Here is a 15732-nt window from a genome sequence, read left to right as displayed (position 1 = left end):
GATTCGGAAGCGAGCGAGCCGCGCATGGCCTACGCAGATGGCATAGAGAAGTTCGTGGAGACGGTCAACGGCGCGCTGCCGCCGGACTTCTACACCTACCCCGTCGACCGGCAGCGGGTCCTGTACGACGGGCTGACCGAGGTCCTCCCCATCCCCGTCCCCGAGGGCGTCCGGCACCGGGACGCCACCGTGGAGCACGAGGGCCGCACGGCCCGGATCCGGATCTACGAGCCGGCCGAACGCACCGGCGACGCCGTGCTGTTCTACATCCGCGGCGGCGGCTTCGTCATCGGCTCGCTGCACAGCCACCACAGCCTGGTCGCCGAACTCGCCGACCGCACCGGCCTGGTGACGGTCGCGCTGGACTTCGGCATGGCCCCGGAGAACCCGTTCCCCGGCCCGCTGGAGGACTGCTACGCGGGACTGTGCGGCACCCTCGCCGCCCTGCCCGCGCTGGGCCTCGGCGACCTCGACCCGGACGGCGCGGTGGTCTGCGGGGAGAGCTCGGGGGCCAACATGGCGGTGGTGCTGTCGATGATGGCCCGCGACCGCGGCGGCCCCCGGCTGCGCGGCCAGGCGGTGATCAGCCCGGTGCTGGACTTCACCCGCTGGCGCGACGGCGGCGAGGACGCGCCCCTGCTGTCCGGCGGCGAGATGGAGTTCTACACCGCCTGCTACTGCCCGAAGCCGGAACAGGCCGCGAACGCCTACGTCTCCCCGCTGCTCGGCGGGGCCTTCCACGACCTGCCGCCGGCCTACGTCGTCGGCTGCGCGATGGACTCCCTGTGCGTGGACGCGGAGAAGTACACCGCGCTGCTCAAGGAGCACGGCACACCGGTCACCTATGTCCGGGAGGAGGGCATGGTGCACGCCCCGGTGCGCGCCCGGCGGGTCAGCGAGCCCGCGGCGCGGTTCTTCGCCCGCTACTGCGCCGCCGTGTCCGCGCTGGCCCGGAAGGAGAGCGTCGATGACGGACGCTGACCCGCGCGACCTGCCCGGGGCCGGCCCCTGTGTCGTCGTCGACCCCTACTCCTCCGGTGCCCTCTTCGCCGACGCCCTGCGCGCGCGGGGCGTCCCGGTCGCGGCGGTCGTCACCAGCGCCCGCCCGCCCGAGGCGTTCGCCTCCTCCTACCGGCCCGGGGACTTCCCCGACGTCATCACCTACGACGGTGATCTGGACGAGGTCGTGGAGCGGGTCCGGGCGCTGGACCCGCGCTGTGTCATCGCGGGCTGCGAGTCGGGTGTCGAACTGGCCGAACGGCTCTCCCCGCGGGTGCTGCCCGGCCTGAGCAACGTACCCGCCCTGGCCGGGGCCCGCCGGGACAAGAGCCGGATGGCCGCCGCCGTACGGGCCGCCGGACTGCCGGTCATCCCGCAACTGTGCACCGCCGACGTCGAGGAGGCGGCCGCCTGGCTCGAGCGCGAGGGCCTGACCGGGGCCGACCTCGTGATCAAGCCGCCCAAGAGCGCCAGCACCGACGGCGTGACCAAGGTGCCCGGCGGGGCGGACTGGCGGGCCGTGTTCGAGCGGCAGCTCGGCCGGGTCAACCAGTTCGGCGAGGTCGACGACCGGCTCATCGTGCAGAAGTTCGTCACCGGCACGGAATACGTGGTGGACACCTTCAGCCACGACGGCAAGCACTCCCTGGTCGACGTGTGCGCCTACGGCAAGGTCGACAACGGCCCGCACATGGCCGTCTACGACACCATGCGCTGGCTGCCCCCGGGCGACCCGGCCGTGGCCGCGCTGACGGAGTACGTCTTCGGGGTGCTGGACGCGGTGGGCATCCGCTTCGGCTCCGCCCACGTCGAGGTGATGGACACCGCCGACGGCCCGCTGCTCATCGAGCTGGGCGCCCGTCCGCACGGCGGCGGCCACCCGCGGTTCAACCGCAACGCCACCGGCGACAGCCAGATCGACCGGACGGTGCGCTGGCTCACCGGCGGCGAACTGCCGCAGAGCTACGAACTGCTGACCCACCAGATGTGCGTCTTCCACATGGCCCGCCGCTCCGGGACGGTGCACGGCACCGCGGTCCTGGACGAGATCCGGACATTGCCGAGCCACCACTTCTCGGTGCAGAACCTGTCCGACGGTGACCGGGTCCACGTCACCAAGGACCTGGTCGACAGCCTCGACTTCGGGTTCGTGATCCTCGCCCACCCGGACCCGGAGCAGATCGAGCGGGACTACCGGGCCGTGCGCGCCCTGGAGCAGCGGCTGTCCATCACGGACCCATGATCCATGCGCTCGCCTTCCTGGCGAGTTCCCTGGTGGTGATCATGGCGCCGGGCCCCGACCTGGCCCTGATCACCCGCCTGGTGCTCACCGGCTCCCCGCGCACCGCGACTCCCGCCGCGTTCGGGATGATCACGGCGGGAGCCCTCCAGGCGGCGCTGGGCGCCCTGGGCCTGAGCGCGCTGCTCGCCGCCCGCCCGGACCTGTTCGCCGCCTTCCGCTGGGCGGGCGCCGCCGTCCTGCTCGTCTGGGGGTACCGCGCCCTGCGCGCGGCCCTCGCCGCCTCCGCCGTCACGGCGTCCGGCACGCCGACGGAGGCGCCGGGCACCCCGCGCGGCCGGGGGAGGTCCTTCGCACTGGGGCTGCTGTGCACCGGCTCCAACCCCAAGGTCGGCATCTTCCTGATGGCGTTCCTGCCCCAGTTCGTGCCGGCCGGCGTGCACCCGGCCACCGGGGTGGCGGTCCTGGCCGGCTGCTACCTGGCCCTCGTCCTGGCCTGGCTGCTGCTGTGGACGAAGCTGGTGCACCGGCTGTCCCGGCACCTGTACTCGGCGCGGGCCCAGCGGCTCACCAACGGGCTGACCGCCGTCGTCTTCGGCGTCTTCGCGGTGCGCCTGGCGGTGGGCGGATGAGGACGCCCCACGGCCGGGCCGGTGCCGGTGCCGGAACGGGAACCGGAAGCGGAACCGGAGCCCGGTCCTCAGGCCGTCCGGACCGGCTCCGCCCCCTCCGGGCCGTGCAGCGTCCTCGCGTACCGCAGCAGCGGGGCGGGCACGTCGAACCGGCCGAGCGCGTGCTCGCGCACCAGGCTCGCGTCGGCCAGGCGGCACAGGGCCCACCGGGCCTCGCCCGGGGTCAGGCCCGCCAGCTCCTCCATGGTGTACGCGGTGACGTCGGTCCCCCTGGTCCGGCCGAGCAGCCGGAACACCCGGCGGACCGCCTCGGGCAGCGCCGTGTAGGACGGCTCGAAGGCCGCCTCGACCGAGCACAGCAGGCTGTCCCGGGCGTCGCAGGTCTGCCGCATCTGCCCGCCGGCCTGCAACTCGACGTAGTACTGGGCGATCCCCAGACCGGGGTGCTGCGCCAGCCGTGTCGACAGGATCCGCAGCACCAGCGGCAGACCACCGCAGTACTTGCCCAGGTTCAGGGCGGCGAGGGACTCCCGGCCGACGCGCTCGGGACCCAGCAGCCGGCCGAGCAGCGCCAGCGTCTCGTCGTCGTCCAGCCCGTCGACGGCGACCCGCTGGGCACCCTCCCGGGCGGTCAGGTCGGGCAGGGCGTTGCGGCTGGTGACGAGCACGGCGCAGCCCGCGTCCCCGGGGATCAGGGGCCGGATCTGCTCCTCGTCCCACGCGTCGTCCAGCACGACCAGCACGCGCCGGCCGGACAACCGGGTGCGGTACAGGTTCGTCGCCTCGCCGAGGGTGCCGGGGATACGGTCCCCGGGGACGCCGAGGGCGCGCAGGAACGAGGACATCGCCTCCAGGGCGTCCGGCGGGCGCTGCCGGGCGTGGCCCTTCAGGTCGGCGTAGAGCTGGCCGTCCGGGAAGCGGTCGAGCATCCGGTGCGCCCAGCGCAGCGCGATCGCCGTCTTGCCCACGCCGGGCGGTCCGGTGATCAGCGCCGCGGGGACCTGCCCGTCCCGCTCGCCCGGGGCGAGGAGCAACCGGTCCAGCTCCCGGAGCTGTGCGGTACGTCCCACGAAGTGCCGATTCAGCCCCGGCAGTTGGGACGGCCGGACCTCGGACGGCTCGGACGGGACCGGCATGGCCGACGGGGCCGGCGGTGTGGTCTCCCGCGGGGCCGGTGCCGTCCGCCGGGCCGGCCCGTCGCCCGCGGGGCCGGTGAGCTGCTGTTGCAGGACCTGCACCTGGGCCTGGCGCAGCTCCGGGCCGGGCTGGAGGCCCAGTTCGGCGTCGAGCCGCCGGCCGACCTCGGTGAACACCCGCAGTGCCTCGGACTGTTCGCCGCAGCAGGCCAGCGCCAGCATCAGCCGCCCCTGCAGCCGCTCGTTCAGCGGCTCCTCCTCGGCGGCGGTGTACAGGGCGGGCACCACCAGCTCCGGCTGCCGGAACCGCAGCGCCAGGTCCGCGTACAGCAGCAGGTTCTCGGTCCGCTGCCGGGTCGCCGCCGTGGCCGCCGGATGCAGCGCCAGCTGGGGTTCGTCGGACAGGACCGGGCCGCGCCAGCAGCGGTGGGCCTGGCTGGCGAACTCGTAGGCGGCCGTGGTGTCGCCGTCGGCGTGGGCCCGCCGCGCCATGTCCGCCAGGCCCTGGAAACGGGTCAGGTCGACCTGGTCGCGTCCGAGGGACAGCGCGTACCCGATCGGGGTGCGGACCAGGCACGAGGGGGCCTGGTCCGCGGAACCGGAACCGGGGCAGCGCAACAGCCCGCGTGCCTGGCTCACATAGGTGTGGATCAGGTTCTGGTACGAGCGGGGCGGTTCCTTCGGCCAGAGCGTCCGGCCTATCTCGTCCAGACTGGCGGACTCCGGATGGCACAGCGCCAGCAGGGACAATAACCGGCGCAGCTTGCCGGCGCGCACTTCGGTCACCGTGCCGCCGCGGTAGATGGTGAGGGCGCCGAGAATGCCGATGCACAGGCCCGGTTCGCCCCGGGGCACGGGTTTCCGGCTTCGTGACACGGAATGCCGGATGTCGTCGACCTCGAGACCGAGGACGTCGGCCAGCCGCCGCAGGGTACGGGCCTGGGGCTGCTCCACCCGGCCGCTCTCGATGTCGCGCAGGGCGCGCACACTGATCCCGGACAGCTCGGCGAACTCCCGCTGGGTCAGGCCCGTGCGCTCCCGGAACGTCCGGACCTGGATGCGGAAGGGAAGCGATGGCCTCGGGTGGATCGGACGATCTGTGACAGTTCCGGTGGTTCGAAGGTACGGCATGCCCCCCCCGGTGCCGCGTCATGATTCAGGCCCCTGGCAGTGCTCGAATGCTGGCGATCGTAAGTCGAATGGCCCGGTGGCGCAAATGACACCGAGTTAACTCCGAATAGGGCCAACGCATATTCAAGGTGGCGTAAACCAGGCGCCTCTAACTCATTGACCGGAAACCACTATTGACAAGTGCGGGCCGGATGAAATGCGCGCGGGGCGCGGCGGGGTGGCGGTGTGCGGACGGGGGGTCGCCGGGACCGTCCGGGACCGGACGCCGGGCGGCGAACGACTTGGCCCGTCCAGGCTTGAACCGGTCATGTCCTGGGCACGGACCACCTACCGGCGTCCAGCCGGGCGGTGTCGGCAGGAGGAGGGCGTCATGGACCGTCGGATCCGGGTACGTGTCAGCCGGCGGCCCGCCGTGCCGCGCGGGCAGGAGATCGACCGCAGGACCCCGTCCGGGCGCATCCTGCCGTACTGACGGCGCGGCCCGCGTCGGCCGGTGCGGGCCGCAGTGCCTCCCACGAGGGGGGGGCGGACTCGGCTCCCCGAACTCCGGGCGCGGCGGGCCGGGTTTCGCCTGTATGGGATGTTTCCTCACGTTTCTCCACGCATCGCCCGCTCCCGGTCCGCCCCCGTGTCCGGCCCCACACCCCGGCCGGGCGGGGGAGGCGCATACTGGAGGCCCATGTACCTGCGCGGCCGGGAGGCGACGTGAGCGGACCGGAGCCGGCGCGGCCCGTACCGGTCGCCGCCGAGCCGATGCCCGCGACACCGCGGCTCGACGTGTACCCGCTGGACGGGCGGACCGGTTTCCGGGCGGCGGGCGAGGTGAGCCTGCCGACGCGCGGCATCTGGGAACGCGCACTGGAGCGGGTCGTTCGCGAGGGCGAGGACGTGTACTACTTGGAGCTTTCCGCGTTGACCTTCGTCGACGTCGCGGGTGTCGGGGCGCTGGCGGCCGCCGCCCGCGGCCTCGGCGGGCGGCGCCGGCTGGTCCTGGACCGGCCACCGGACGCCGTACCGCGGATACTGGAGCTGCTGTGGCCCGGCCTGCCGGGGATCGAGGTGTCGGCGCCATGACCAGAACGTCCGAGGCCGTGGACCGTGGCCACACCGACCCGTTCGCGCACCCCGCGCTGTTCTACGGCGACACCCGGGAGTACCTGGCCGGCACCGTGCCCTTCGTGCGCGCGGCGCTCGCGGCGGACGAGCCGGTCGCGGTCGCCGTACCCGGCGACAACCTGCGGCTGATCCAGGACGAGCTGGGGGCCGACGGCGCCGCCGTGCGCTTCCTGGACATGCGGGACGCCGGACGCAACCCCGGCCGGATCATCCCCGGCGTGCTGCGCGCCTTCGCCGACGCCCAGCCGCCCGGCCGGCGCGTCCACATCATCGGCGAGCCGATCTGGGCGGGCCGCAGCCCGGCCGAGTACCCGGCCTGCGCCCAGCACGAGGCGCTGATCAACGCGGCGTTCCAGGGCCGCGAGGTCACCATCCTGTGCCCGTACGACACCTCCAGCCTGGACGAGCGGGTCCTCGCCGACGCGCACGCCACCCACCCCGTCGTCATCCCCGCCGGTTCCGCCGCCGAACGCGCCAGCGCGGCCTACGACCCCGACGGCGTGGTCTCCCGCTACAACGAGCCGCTGCCGGCCGCCCCCGGCCCCGGCCCCGGTGTGCTCGCCGTCGCCTTCGACGAGGAGTCCCTGTCCGCCGTACGGCACCTGGCCACCGGCCACGGCGCCCGGCTGGGCCTCGCCGGCCTCGGCCTGGAGAACCTGGCGCTGATCACCGCCGAGCTGACCACGAACAGCGTGGTCCACGGCGGCGGCACGGGCGCGCTGACCGTGTGGTCCGAGGACGGGTACGTGCTGTGCGAGGTCCGCGACAAGGGCCGCCTCACCGACGTGCTGGCCGGCCGCCGTCCCGCCGCCCGCGACCAGCGCGGCGGACGCGGACTGCTGCTCGTCAACCTGTTGTCCGACCTGGTGCGCACCCACACCGGCCCGGAGGGTACGACGATCCGCTCCTACCTGGGCCGCTGAGGCGACCGCCGCCCCCTCGGTCGCCTCAGGCGGCGAGCGGGTTCAGCACCAGCGGTTCGATCCGGCCCTCCAGCATCGCGCCCAGGCCCTGCGCGGCGCACACGTCGGGCCGCTCGGCGATGTGCACCGGCATCCCCGTGGCCTGCCGCAGCATCTGGTCGAACCCGGGCAGCAGCGCCGAACCGCCGACCATCATGATGCCCCGGTCGGCGAGGTCGGCCACCAGGTCGGGCGGGCAGTCGCGCAGCACCTTGCCGATGGCGTCCAGGACGGCCGTCAGCGGGGTCTGGATCGCGTCGCGCACCGCGGCGGTGTCCACCCGGACGCTGCGCGCGAGCCCCGTCGCCACGTCGCGGCCGTGGATCTCGGTGGACGCCGGGCCGTGCGGGGTGAGCCCGTTGCCGGACAGGGCCAGCTGCAGCGGCCGTACCGACTGGCTGGGCAGCATCAGCGCGTGCGCGTGCCGCAGGTGCTGCACGATCGCGTGGTCGACGGCCTCGCCACCCACCGGGATCCGCTCGGCGGTCACGATGGAGCCCAGCGAGAGCACCGCGACCTGGGTCGCCGCCGCCCCGCACACCAGGACCATGGTGGCCTCGGGCCGCTCCACCGGCAGCCCGCACCCCACGGCGGCGGCGATCAGCGTGTCGACCAGCTCCACCCGTCGGGCGCCCAGCCCGACCAGGGTCTCGATGGTCGCCCGCTGGGCCAGCGGATCGGCGTCGTGCGGGGCGCAGGCCGCCGCGCGCAGCCGGGGCTTGCGGCGCAGCGCCCGGCGCATCTTGTCGCCGAGGAGGTGGCGCAGCATCCGCTGGGCCATCTCGATGTCCACCACCGTGCCGCCGGAGACCGGCCGTACGACCCTGATGTAGTCCGGGGTGCGCCCCGTCATCTTCTCCGCGAACTCGCCCACGGCGATGAGCGCGCCGGTACGGGTGTTCACGGCCGCGACCGAGGGCTGGTCCACGACCAGGCCGGCGCCCTTCACATAGACCCGGGTGCGGGCCGCCCCCAGGTCGACGGCGAAATGGCAGCGGCGCAACTGCTCCAGGCTGACGGTCACGACGGATCCTCCCGAGGGCGCGGGGCCTTGAGGTCCCCGCCTGTTCGGCGGGCTCACTGGCATCCTGCGCGGCCCCGGAACCGGCCGCCCGCTGTGCGCGCCCGCCCGGGGCGCCGCTGAACGGGCGTATTTCCGCCCCGTACCGGAGTGTCGCCACGCCGAAGGCACCGGACGGGGTGCAGGCGAGCAGCCGGTGCCCCCGCCACCGGGGCAGGCCTTCAGGCCGGCGCCGGCCCCGTCTCCGCCGGCTGCCGGTCCGGGGACCAGCTGAGCTTCACGACCAGGTGGCCCTCCGTCGATCCCTTGGCGATGACCGCGCCGGCCTCTGCCGAGAGGCGTACGCCGAACTCGATCTCCACCGTGTCGGGGCGCAGGGTGCCGTCCCGGAAGACGCGCAGCGCGGCCGCCGCCGCCGCCCGTACGCCGTCCAGCGCACCCTCGAAGGTGCGCGCGGCCTGGGCCGGTCCGTCGCCGCGTGAGACGAGGCGGGTCCCCGAGCGGGTGCCGGCCTCCTCCACCACGACGCGCGCGCCGTCCTCGGTCCTGAACTCGACCAACCCGTCCATCGTGGCTCGCCCCCCGTGGTAGCCGACCAGTGATCCCCCTCATGGTAGGAGCCCGGCGAGAAGCCGGCCCGGCGTCTTTCCGTCAGCGTCGCTCACCAACTGATGCCCCGGACCACCCCCAGCTCCACCAGGTCCTGCGGCCGGATGCGCAGCTGGTCCGCGGTCGCCTCCGCCTCCCGCGGCGGGCGCTTGAGGATGGCCGCGGCGAGTTCCGGGGCGATCACCGAGAAGTAACTGTCCGGCGTGGCCCAGGTGTTGCCGGGCGCGGCCAGCGCGAGGGCGCCACCGGAGCCGCCCTCGCCGATGACGAGGGTGCTGATCGGTACCCGGGCGGCGGCGACGGCGCCGAACAGCTCGGCGATCGCCGCGCCGGCGCCCTGCCGTTCCGCCTCCGCGTCGTTCGCGGCACCCGGGGTGTCCACCAGTGTCAGCACGGGGATGCCGAGCCGGTCCGCCAGCCGGATCAGCCGGACCGCGGTGCGGTACCCGGCGGGCCGGGTCGCCGCCCCCGTCTGCGCCGCGTACGCCACGGTACGGCCGTCCCGCTCGCCGAACCCGCACAGCATGCCGTCGGGATCGGCACCGCCGCACCGGTCCCCGACGAGGGCCGTCCGGTAGGTGAAGTAGGCGTCCAGATACGCCCCGGCGCGCGGTCGCCCGGCCGCGCGGGCCCGGCGTACGGCGTCCCACCCGGTGGCCGGCAGCGCGGCCCCGCCGAGCGCGGCCGGAACGGGGGCGGGCTCCACGCCCCCGGTGGGCGCACCGCCTGGACCGGTCCCCGTCCCGCGGGACAGCAGCCGCAGCCACGCGCCCAGCACGCCCCGCAGCGCGGCCGGTTCCACCACCGCGTCCACCGAGCCCGCCGCCAGCTGGGACTCCGCCGTGTACGCGGCCGGGTCGGCGTCGGGCGGGCGGACCCGGGAGCCGGCGAAACCCACCTGGGCGGCGGGCAGGGCGAGAACGACGTCCGCACCGGCGCCGAGGGTGGCCCATCCGCCGCCGGTGGTCGGGTCGCGCAGGATCGCGATCTGGGGCAGCCCCGCCTCGCGGGTGAGCGCGGACTGGCGGGCCACCCGCTGGAGTTGGGTGAGCGCGAGCATGCCCTCCTGCATTCGGCTGCCCCCGGTCGCGATCAACGGCACGACCGGGAGCCGGTGCGCGCGGGCGTGGGTGTACGCCGCCTCCAGCCGGTCCCCGGTGCCGCGGCCCAGCGAGCCGCCCAGGAAGCCGAACTCGAAGGAGATCAGTACGGCCCGGGTGCCCTCGACGGCCGCCGTGCCGCAGACGACCGACTCCTGCTCGCCGGTGCGTGCGGCGGCGCGGGCGCGGGAGGCGTCGTAGCCCTGCCAGCCGAGGGGGCCGTCGGGCGGTGACTCCCGGGCCGGCGCGGGCAGTTCGCGGAAGCTGCCCGGGTCCGCGGCCAGCGCCAGCGCCTCCCGCGCGGACAGCCGCTCAGGCATCGGCCAGGGCCCGCTTCATGATCTTCCCCATGTCGTTGCGGGGGAGTGCCGTCAGGTAGCGGACGACGCGCGGGCGTTTGTGCGGGGCGAGCCGCCGGGCCACATGGTCCGCCAACTCCTCGGCGCCGGGCGGCGATTCCGGCTCCGCCGGGACGATCCAGGCCACGATCCGCTCGCCCAGGTCGGCGTCCGGCTCCCCGGTGACCGCCGCCTCCCGCACCCCCGGATGCTCCAGCAGCGCGTTCTCGATCTCCCCGGCACCGATCTTGTAACCCCCGCTCTTGATCAGGTCGGTGGCCTTGCGGCCGACGATGCGGACACAGCCGTCGGGCTCGCGCACGGCCATGTCCCCGGTGCGGAAGAACCCGTCGGCGGTGAACGCGGCGGCGGTGGCGTCGGGCCGGTTCAGGTAGGCGGTGAACAGGTTCGGGCCGCGCACCTGGATCTCGCCGACGCTCTCCCCGTCGTACGCGACGATCTCCGTGCCGTCCTCCTCCACCAGCCGCAGCTCCACGCCCGGCAGCGGCACTCCGACCGTGCCGGGCCGGGCCTCGCCGTCGGCCCGTACGGCGGTGTTCATCAGCGTCTCCGTCATGCCGTACCGCTCGATCACCCGGCGCCCGGTGGCCGCCGTGATCCGCTCGTGGTCGTGCACCGGCAGCGCGGCCGAGCCGGACACCAGCAGCCGGGCCCCGGCGAGCGCCCGGGCCAGCTCCGGGTCGCCGGGCAGCGCCTCGGCGATCCGGTGGTACATCGTCGGCACCCCGAACACCATGGTCGCGCCGCCGGCCAGTTCGCGGGCCACGCCCTCGGGCGAGAACCGCCCCAGGTGCCGCACCGAGCCGCCGCGCCGCAGCGGCCCCAGGACGCCCAGCACCAGCCCGTGCACGTGGAACAGCGGCAGGCCGTGCACCAGCACGTCGTCCCCGGTCCACTGCCAGGCGTCGGCGAGCGCGTCCAGGGTCGCGGCGAGCGCCCGGCGGGGGAGCACCGCGCCCTTGGGCGGGCCGGTGGTGCCGGAGGTGTAGACGACCAGCGCCGGGTCGCCGTCCGCCGCCCGCTCCCCGGGCAGGGCGCCGGAGGCGGACGCGTCGACCTCGACGCGGGGCAAGTCTCCGAAAACGGCCGGGAGTTGCGTGCCGGGGGCGGTGAGGACGAGCGCCGGGGCGCTGTCGGACAGGATGTGCGCCAGTTCCTTCTCGCCCGACCTGGGGTTGAGCGGCACCGCGGCCACCCCGGCGAGCAGCGCGCCGGTCACCGCGACGGCGGTCTCCAGCTCCGGCGTGGCCCACACCGCGACCCGCCCGGCCCGGTCGATCCGGGCGGCCAGGGCACCGGCGGCGCCCGCGAGTTCGCCGTACGTCAGGGTCCGGGGCCCGAACCGCAGGGCGACCCTCCCCCGGACTCCGTCCGGGGGGAGCCCCGACTCGCTGCGCTCGGCCGGACCGTCCGCCAGGGCGGGGAAGAGAGAGGACACGCGGCGCACTCCTTACTGTCGGCGCTGCCGACTGCCGGGGACGACAGCACCCTTACTACACCAGGACCCGCGTCCCGACGACCGTGCACAGACCGGCCGCGATCCGCAGCTCGACCGCCCGCAGCGCGGGATGCTCCAGCCAGTGCAGCCGCGCCCGGTCGATCCGGCCCTCGTGCAGCGGGGGCCACCCGGTGGCCGGCGTGAAGTCGTCCACGACGACCGTCCCGCCCGGCACCAGCAGCCGCTCCACGTCGGCGGGCGGGTCCCCGGGGGTCTTGCCCTGCCCGCCGCCGTCGAGGACGAGCAGGTCGAAGGGGCCGTACTCCTCGATCCGCCGCCAGTCGCCGGTGAGCACGGTGACCTCGGGCCGGCCGGCGAACACCCCGGCCGCGCCCCGCGCCCGCTCCGGCTCCCGTTCCACGCCGTACAGCCGCACACCGGCCGGGGCCCCCGACGCCAGCCAGGCCAGCCCGACCCCGAGACCGGTGCCGGTCTCCCCGATGCGCAGCCGCGCGCCGCCCGCCAACACGTGCAGGAGACGGCCCTGTTCCGGCCGGCACGAGTGGGGGAAGTTCTGCTCCAGGGCGGCCGACAGGGCGGTGCGCACCAGGGGCGGCAGCCGGGGCTCCGAGGTGTGGGCATGTGTTCCGGTGAGGGCCATGGCCGTGATCCTGCCCGGTCCCTGTGCCCGGTTTCCAGGGGGCTTGTTAGCCTCGCAACCGCAGCGACCACCGAACCGTCGTACGACAGGGAGCCCCGCCGTGCCCCGGATAGCCCTCGCCACCTACGATCCCGGAACCGAGCCGGGCAGGGACGTCGATCTGCCGGTGCTGGTGCGGGCGCTCGCGGACGCCGGTGCCGAGGCGGAGGCCCGGTACTGGGACGACCCGGCGGTGGACTGGGGCGGGTACGACCTCGTCGTGATCCGCTCGACCTGGGACTACAGCTGGCGGGCCGCGGAGTTCGGGGCCTGGGTCGACCGGGTCGGCGCGCTCACCCGGCTGGCCAACCCGGCGCCCGTCGTGCGATGGAACGCCGACAAGCGCTACCTCGGGGAGCTGGCCGCCGCCGGTGTCCCCACCGTCCCCACCCGGTACACGGCGCCGGGCGAGGCGGCCGCCCTGCCCGCCGGCCACGAGTTCGTGATCAAGCCGACGTCGGGTGCGGGCGCCCGGTTCGCCGCCCGCTACCTGCCCACCGAACACGACACCGCGATAGGGCACCTGGCGCGCATGCACGCGGAGGGCCTCACCGCGATGGTGCAGCCGTACATGCCGGGCATCGACGTAGGCGGCGAACGGGCGCTGCAGTTCTTCGGCGGGCGGCTGCTGCACGCCAGCCGCAAGGGCGCCGTCCTGTCGCCCGGCACCCCGTACGACGCCGACAAGGTGCCCCACCCCGGCCTGGAGCGCTGGGAGCCCACCGACGCCGAACTCGCGGTCGCCGAGAAGGCGTTGGGGGCCGTACCCGGTGCCCCCGGCCTGCTGTACGCCCGCGTCGACCTGGTCGACGGCGACGACGGCGCACCCTGCCTGATGGAACTGGAACTGGTCGAGCCTAACCTGTTCCTGCACCTGCACCCGGACTCGCTGCCACGGGTGACGGGGGCGATCCTCGCGGCGGCCGAGGGCCCGACGGCCCCCCTGTCGCGCTGAGGTTCAGGCGGCGACGGCCGTCCGCTGGAGCAGCCCCCAGGTGAACTCGGCGACCAGCTCGTGCCGTACGCCCTCCCGGTCGGGGGCGGTGAGGGCCAGGCCCCAGCGGGTGGGCGCGGTGCCCTCCAGGGGGCGGGCCGGCGGGAAGGCGCGGGCGGCCTCGTCCACCGTGCAGGACCAGGGCGTCAGGTCCTCCAGGGTGCGCAGCTCCGGCGCCGGCGCGCCGGGCGCCCGGACCAGCCACTCGTTCCACACCGCGCCGTCCGGCCCGACCAGCACCTCGAAGCGCAGCCCCGGCCAGAGCGGCAGCGTCCACCGCCGGGCCTCGCAGTCGACGTCACCGAGGCGGCGGGGCGCGACGGACTCGGGCACGCCGAGCACCGAGCGGTACCGGGAGGCGGCGCCACGCGCCCGCGGCGAGCGGACCATGGCCTGCCACCGCCGGTTGGCCTCCCGCATGTCCGCGGCCGACGCGCCGAGCCGCCGCCGGGCCTCCTCGACCAGGTCCGGGTTGTGGTCGGCCATGCGGCGCAGCAGCACCAGCTGGAAGTCGAGATCCATGGCCTCCATGGTGCCGTGACCACGGGTGTCCGTCCCGACCCATTGCCCGCACCCCCCACCATGACTAGCCTGTGTTCGTCATGCCGATCGTCTGTTGAAATCTCGAACGGATCTCGAACGGACGCCTAAACCCAAGGGAGGGGGGCCGACGTGGGACGCCTCGTGCCTGCCGTGACCCGGGCTCTCGACATTCTTGAGCTGTTCCTCGACGGGGACGGGACACTCTCCGCCCCCGACATCGTGCGCAGGCTCCAGCTGCCGCGCACCACCGTGCACGAGCTGGTCACCACGCTCGCCGCACGGTCGTACATCGTGCAGGTACCCGGACAGCCCGGACGGTACCGGCTCGGGGTGCGCCCGTACCAGCTCGGCAGCCGCTACGCCGAGCAGCTCGACCTCGCCGCCGAGGGCCAGCAGGTGGCCCGCTCGGTCGCCGAGACCTGCGACGAGACGGTCCACGTGGCCATCCTCGAAGGCACCGACGTCATCTACATCGCCAAGGTCGACTCCACGCACGCGGTCCGCATGGTCTCCGCCGCCGGCCGCCGGCTGCCCGCCCACTGCACCTCCGTCGGCAAGATGCTGCTGGCCTCGCTGCCCGAGCCTGAGCTGGGCGCGCGGATCCCCGACGGGGCCGCGCTGGCCGCGATGACCCCGAACAGCATCACCGATCCGGCCGCCCTGCGCGAGGTCCTGGCGGACGTCCGGCAGCGCGGGATCGCCGTGGAGAACCGCGAGTCCAACCCGGACGTCTCCTGCGTGGCCGCGCCGGTCCGCGACCGCACCGGGCAGGTGGTGGCCGCGCTGTCCATCTCCGTGCCGATGATCCGCTGGAGCGAGGAGCGCCGGGCCGAACTGGAGCAGCTCGCCGCGAAGGGCGCGGCGGAACTGTCGGAGCGGCTGGGCCACCGGAGCGCGGTGTGACGGCGTACGAGGTCGCGGTGCGGGCCGAGGCGACGCTCGGCGAGGGGCCGACCTGGGACCCGGCGACGGGCCGGCTGATCTGGCTGGACATCCTGGGCATGCGGCTGCACACCTACGACCCGGTGTCCGGCCGCCGCACGGTCCGTACGACCCCCCAGCACATCGGCGCGGCCAAGCCCCGGGCGGGCGGCGGCCTGGTGCTGAACCTGCGGGACGGCGTCGGACTGCTGGACCCCGACGACGGCTTCCGCTGGCTGCACCACGAGCCGGTGCCCGGGCGCCGCGCGAACGACGCGGCCGTGGCGCCGGACGGCTCCCTGTGGGCGGGCACGATGCGGTACGACGAGGCGCCGGGCGGCGGCACGCTGTCCCGGCTGACCGGGGACGGCACGGTGGTGACGGTGCTGCCGGACGTCACGGTCAGCAACGGCACCGGCTGGAGTCCCGACGGCCGCCTCATGTACTACGTCGACTCCCCGACCCGGCGCGTCGACGTGTTCGACCACGACGCCGACGGCATCCACGACCGCCGGCCGCTGGTGCGGATCGAGGAGGGCGCGGGCTTCCCGGACGGCCTCACGGTCGACGCGGAGGGCTGTGTGTGGGTGGCGCTCTGGGACGGCGGGGCGGTACGCCGCTACACGCCGGCCGGCGAGCTGGACCGGGTGATCACCGTACCGGCCCCGCGCACCACGGCCTGCGCCTTCGGCGGCCCGACCCTGACCGACCTCTACATCACCACGGCCCGCACCGGCCTGACGTCCCCCCACCCCCTGTCCGGCTCCCTCCTGGTCGTCCCCGGCGCGGGCAAGGGCCTCCCCCAACCCCCCTTCCAGGGCTGACCCGGTT

Annotated in this window: 15 protein-coding genes; 8 read left to right on the top strand and 7 right to left on the bottom strand. The window is 74.8% G+C overall.

The features are described from left to right. Positions 1-24 precede the first annotated feature (24 nt). The 3 genes from ACZ3ZD_RS06105 to ACZ3ZD_RS06095 are packed head-to-tail and all read left to right on the top strand — an operon-like array spanning position 25 to position 2871. Entirely contained in the window at positions 25-981 is a 957-nt protein-coding gene (locus ACZ3ZD_RS06105; RefSeq protein WP_467394037.1) for an alpha/beta hydrolase, read from the top strand. Further along, positions 968-2242: an ATP-grasp domain-containing protein gene (locus ACZ3ZD_RS06100; RefSeq protein WP_467394035.1), complete on the top strand. Its 1275-nt coding sequence runs from the start codon at positions 968-970 to the stop codon at positions 2240-2242. Before ACZ3ZD_RS06105 ends, ACZ3ZD_RS06100 begins: the two co-directional genes overlap by 14 nt. After that, positions 2239-2871: a LysE family translocator gene (locus ACZ3ZD_RS06095; RefSeq protein ID WP_467394033.1), complete on the top strand. Its 633-nt coding sequence runs from the start codon at positions 2239-2241 to the stop codon at positions 2869-2871. Before ACZ3ZD_RS06100 ends, ACZ3ZD_RS06095 begins: the two co-directional genes overlap by 4 nt. A 68-nt stretch (positions 2872-2939) precedes the next feature. Here ACZ3ZD_RS06095 and ACZ3ZD_RS06090 read toward each other — a convergent pair whose 3' ends face one another. Beyond that, complete coding sequence (locus ACZ3ZD_RS06090) at positions 2940-5138, bottom strand: BTAD domain-containing putative transcriptional regulator (RefSeq protein ID WP_467394031.1); 2199 nt, start codon at positions 5136-5138, stop codon at positions 2940-2942. 705 nt (positions 5139-5843) lie between these two features. Here ACZ3ZD_RS06090 and ACZ3ZD_RS06085 point away from each other — a divergent pair. Further along, positions 5844-6212 carry an STAS domain-containing protein gene (locus ACZ3ZD_RS06085; protein ID WP_467394029.1) on the top strand — a complete coding sequence of 123 codons (369 nt, stop codon included), beginning with the start codon at positions 5844-5846 and terminating at the stop codon, positions 6210-6212. Next, positions 6209-7177, top strand: a complete 969-nt coding sequence (locus ACZ3ZD_RS06080; RefSeq protein WP_467394027.1) for an anti-sigma factor RsbA family regulatory protein — start codon at positions 6209-6211, stop codon at positions 7175-7177. The genes ACZ3ZD_RS06085 and ACZ3ZD_RS06080 overlap by 4 nt, the downstream gene beginning before the upstream one ends. Positions 7178-7202: 25 nt before the next feature. Here the strand turns inward: ACZ3ZD_RS06080 and ACZ3ZD_RS06075 are convergent, their stop codons facing one another. The 5 genes from ACZ3ZD_RS06075 to ACZ3ZD_RS06055 all read right to left on the bottom strand — a co-directional run bounded on the left by ACZ3ZD_RS06075 (position 7203) and on the right by ACZ3ZD_RS06055 (position 12404). Continuing rightward, the gene (locus ACZ3ZD_RS06075; RefSeq protein ID WP_467394025.1) at positions 7203-8240 is read right to left on the bottom strand and encodes a rod shape-determining protein; all 1038 of its coding nucleotides are present in this window, start codon (positions 8238-8240) and stop codon (positions 7203-7205) included. Positions 8241-8458: 218 nt separating this feature from the next. After that, on the bottom strand, positions 8459-8806 hold the full coding sequence (locus ACZ3ZD_RS06070) for a CU044_2847 family protein (RefSeq protein WP_467394023.1): 348 nt from the start codon (positions 8804-8806) through the stop codon (positions 8459-8461). Between the two features lie 92 nt (positions 8807-8898). Further along, positions 8899-10266, bottom strand: coding sequence for a carboxyl transferase domain-containing protein (locus ACZ3ZD_RS06065; RefSeq protein ID WP_467394020.1), 1368 nt, complete (start codon positions 10264-10266; stop codon positions 8899-8901). Beyond that, on the bottom strand, positions 10259-11743 hold the full coding sequence (locus ACZ3ZD_RS06060; RefSeq protein WP_467394018.1) for an acyl-CoA synthetase: 1485 nt from the start codon (positions 11741-11743) through the stop codon (positions 10259-10261). Before ACZ3ZD_RS06060 ends, ACZ3ZD_RS06065 begins: the two co-directional genes overlap by 8 nt. A gap of 55 nt (positions 11744-11798) precedes the next feature. Next, on the bottom strand, positions 11799-12404 hold the full coding sequence (locus tag ACZ3ZD_RS06055) for an O-methyltransferase (RefSeq protein WP_467394016.1): 606 nt from the start codon (positions 12402-12404) through the stop codon (positions 11799-11801). A 100-nt stretch (positions 12405-12504) separates the two neighbouring features. Here ACZ3ZD_RS06055 and ACZ3ZD_RS06050 point away from each other — a divergent pair, with 100 nt between their 5' ends. Then, a complete protein-coding gene (locus ACZ3ZD_RS06050; RefSeq protein WP_467394014.1) occupies positions 12505-13398 on the top strand; it encodes an ATP-grasp domain-containing protein in 894 nt (297 codons plus the stop codon). Between the two features lie 3 nt (positions 13399-13401). On the opposite strand, the gene ACZ3ZD_RS06045 is transcribed toward ACZ3ZD_RS06050, so the two are convergent. Beyond that, positions 13402-13959 (bottom strand): hypothetical protein, encoded by a 558-nt coding sequence (locus ACZ3ZD_RS06045; protein WP_467394012.1) that lies wholly within the window; start codon positions 13957-13959, stop codon positions 13402-13404. Positions 13960-14109: 150 nt separating this feature from the next. Between ACZ3ZD_RS06045 and ACZ3ZD_RS06040 the strand changes: the two genes are divergently transcribed. Continuing rightward, positions 14110-14883 carry an IclR family transcriptional regulator gene (locus ACZ3ZD_RS06040; RefSeq protein ID WP_467394010.1) on the top strand — a complete coding sequence of 258 codons (774 nt, stop codon included), beginning with the start codon at positions 14110-14112 and terminating at the stop codon, positions 14881-14883. Continuing rightward, positions 14880-15725 carry an SMP-30/gluconolactonase/LRE family protein gene (locus tag ACZ3ZD_RS06035; protein ID WP_467394007.1) on the top strand — a complete coding sequence of 282 codons (846 nt, stop codon included), beginning with the start codon at positions 14880-14882 and terminating at the stop codon, positions 15723-15725. The genes ACZ3ZD_RS06040 and ACZ3ZD_RS06035 overlap by 4 nt, the downstream gene beginning before the upstream one ends. Positions 15726-15732: the final 7 nt, after the last annotated feature.

The sequence above is a fragment of the Streptomyces sp. NPDC023481 genome (assembly GCF_055560195.1).
This window is presented reverse-complemented; position numbering and strand designations above follow the sequence as displayed.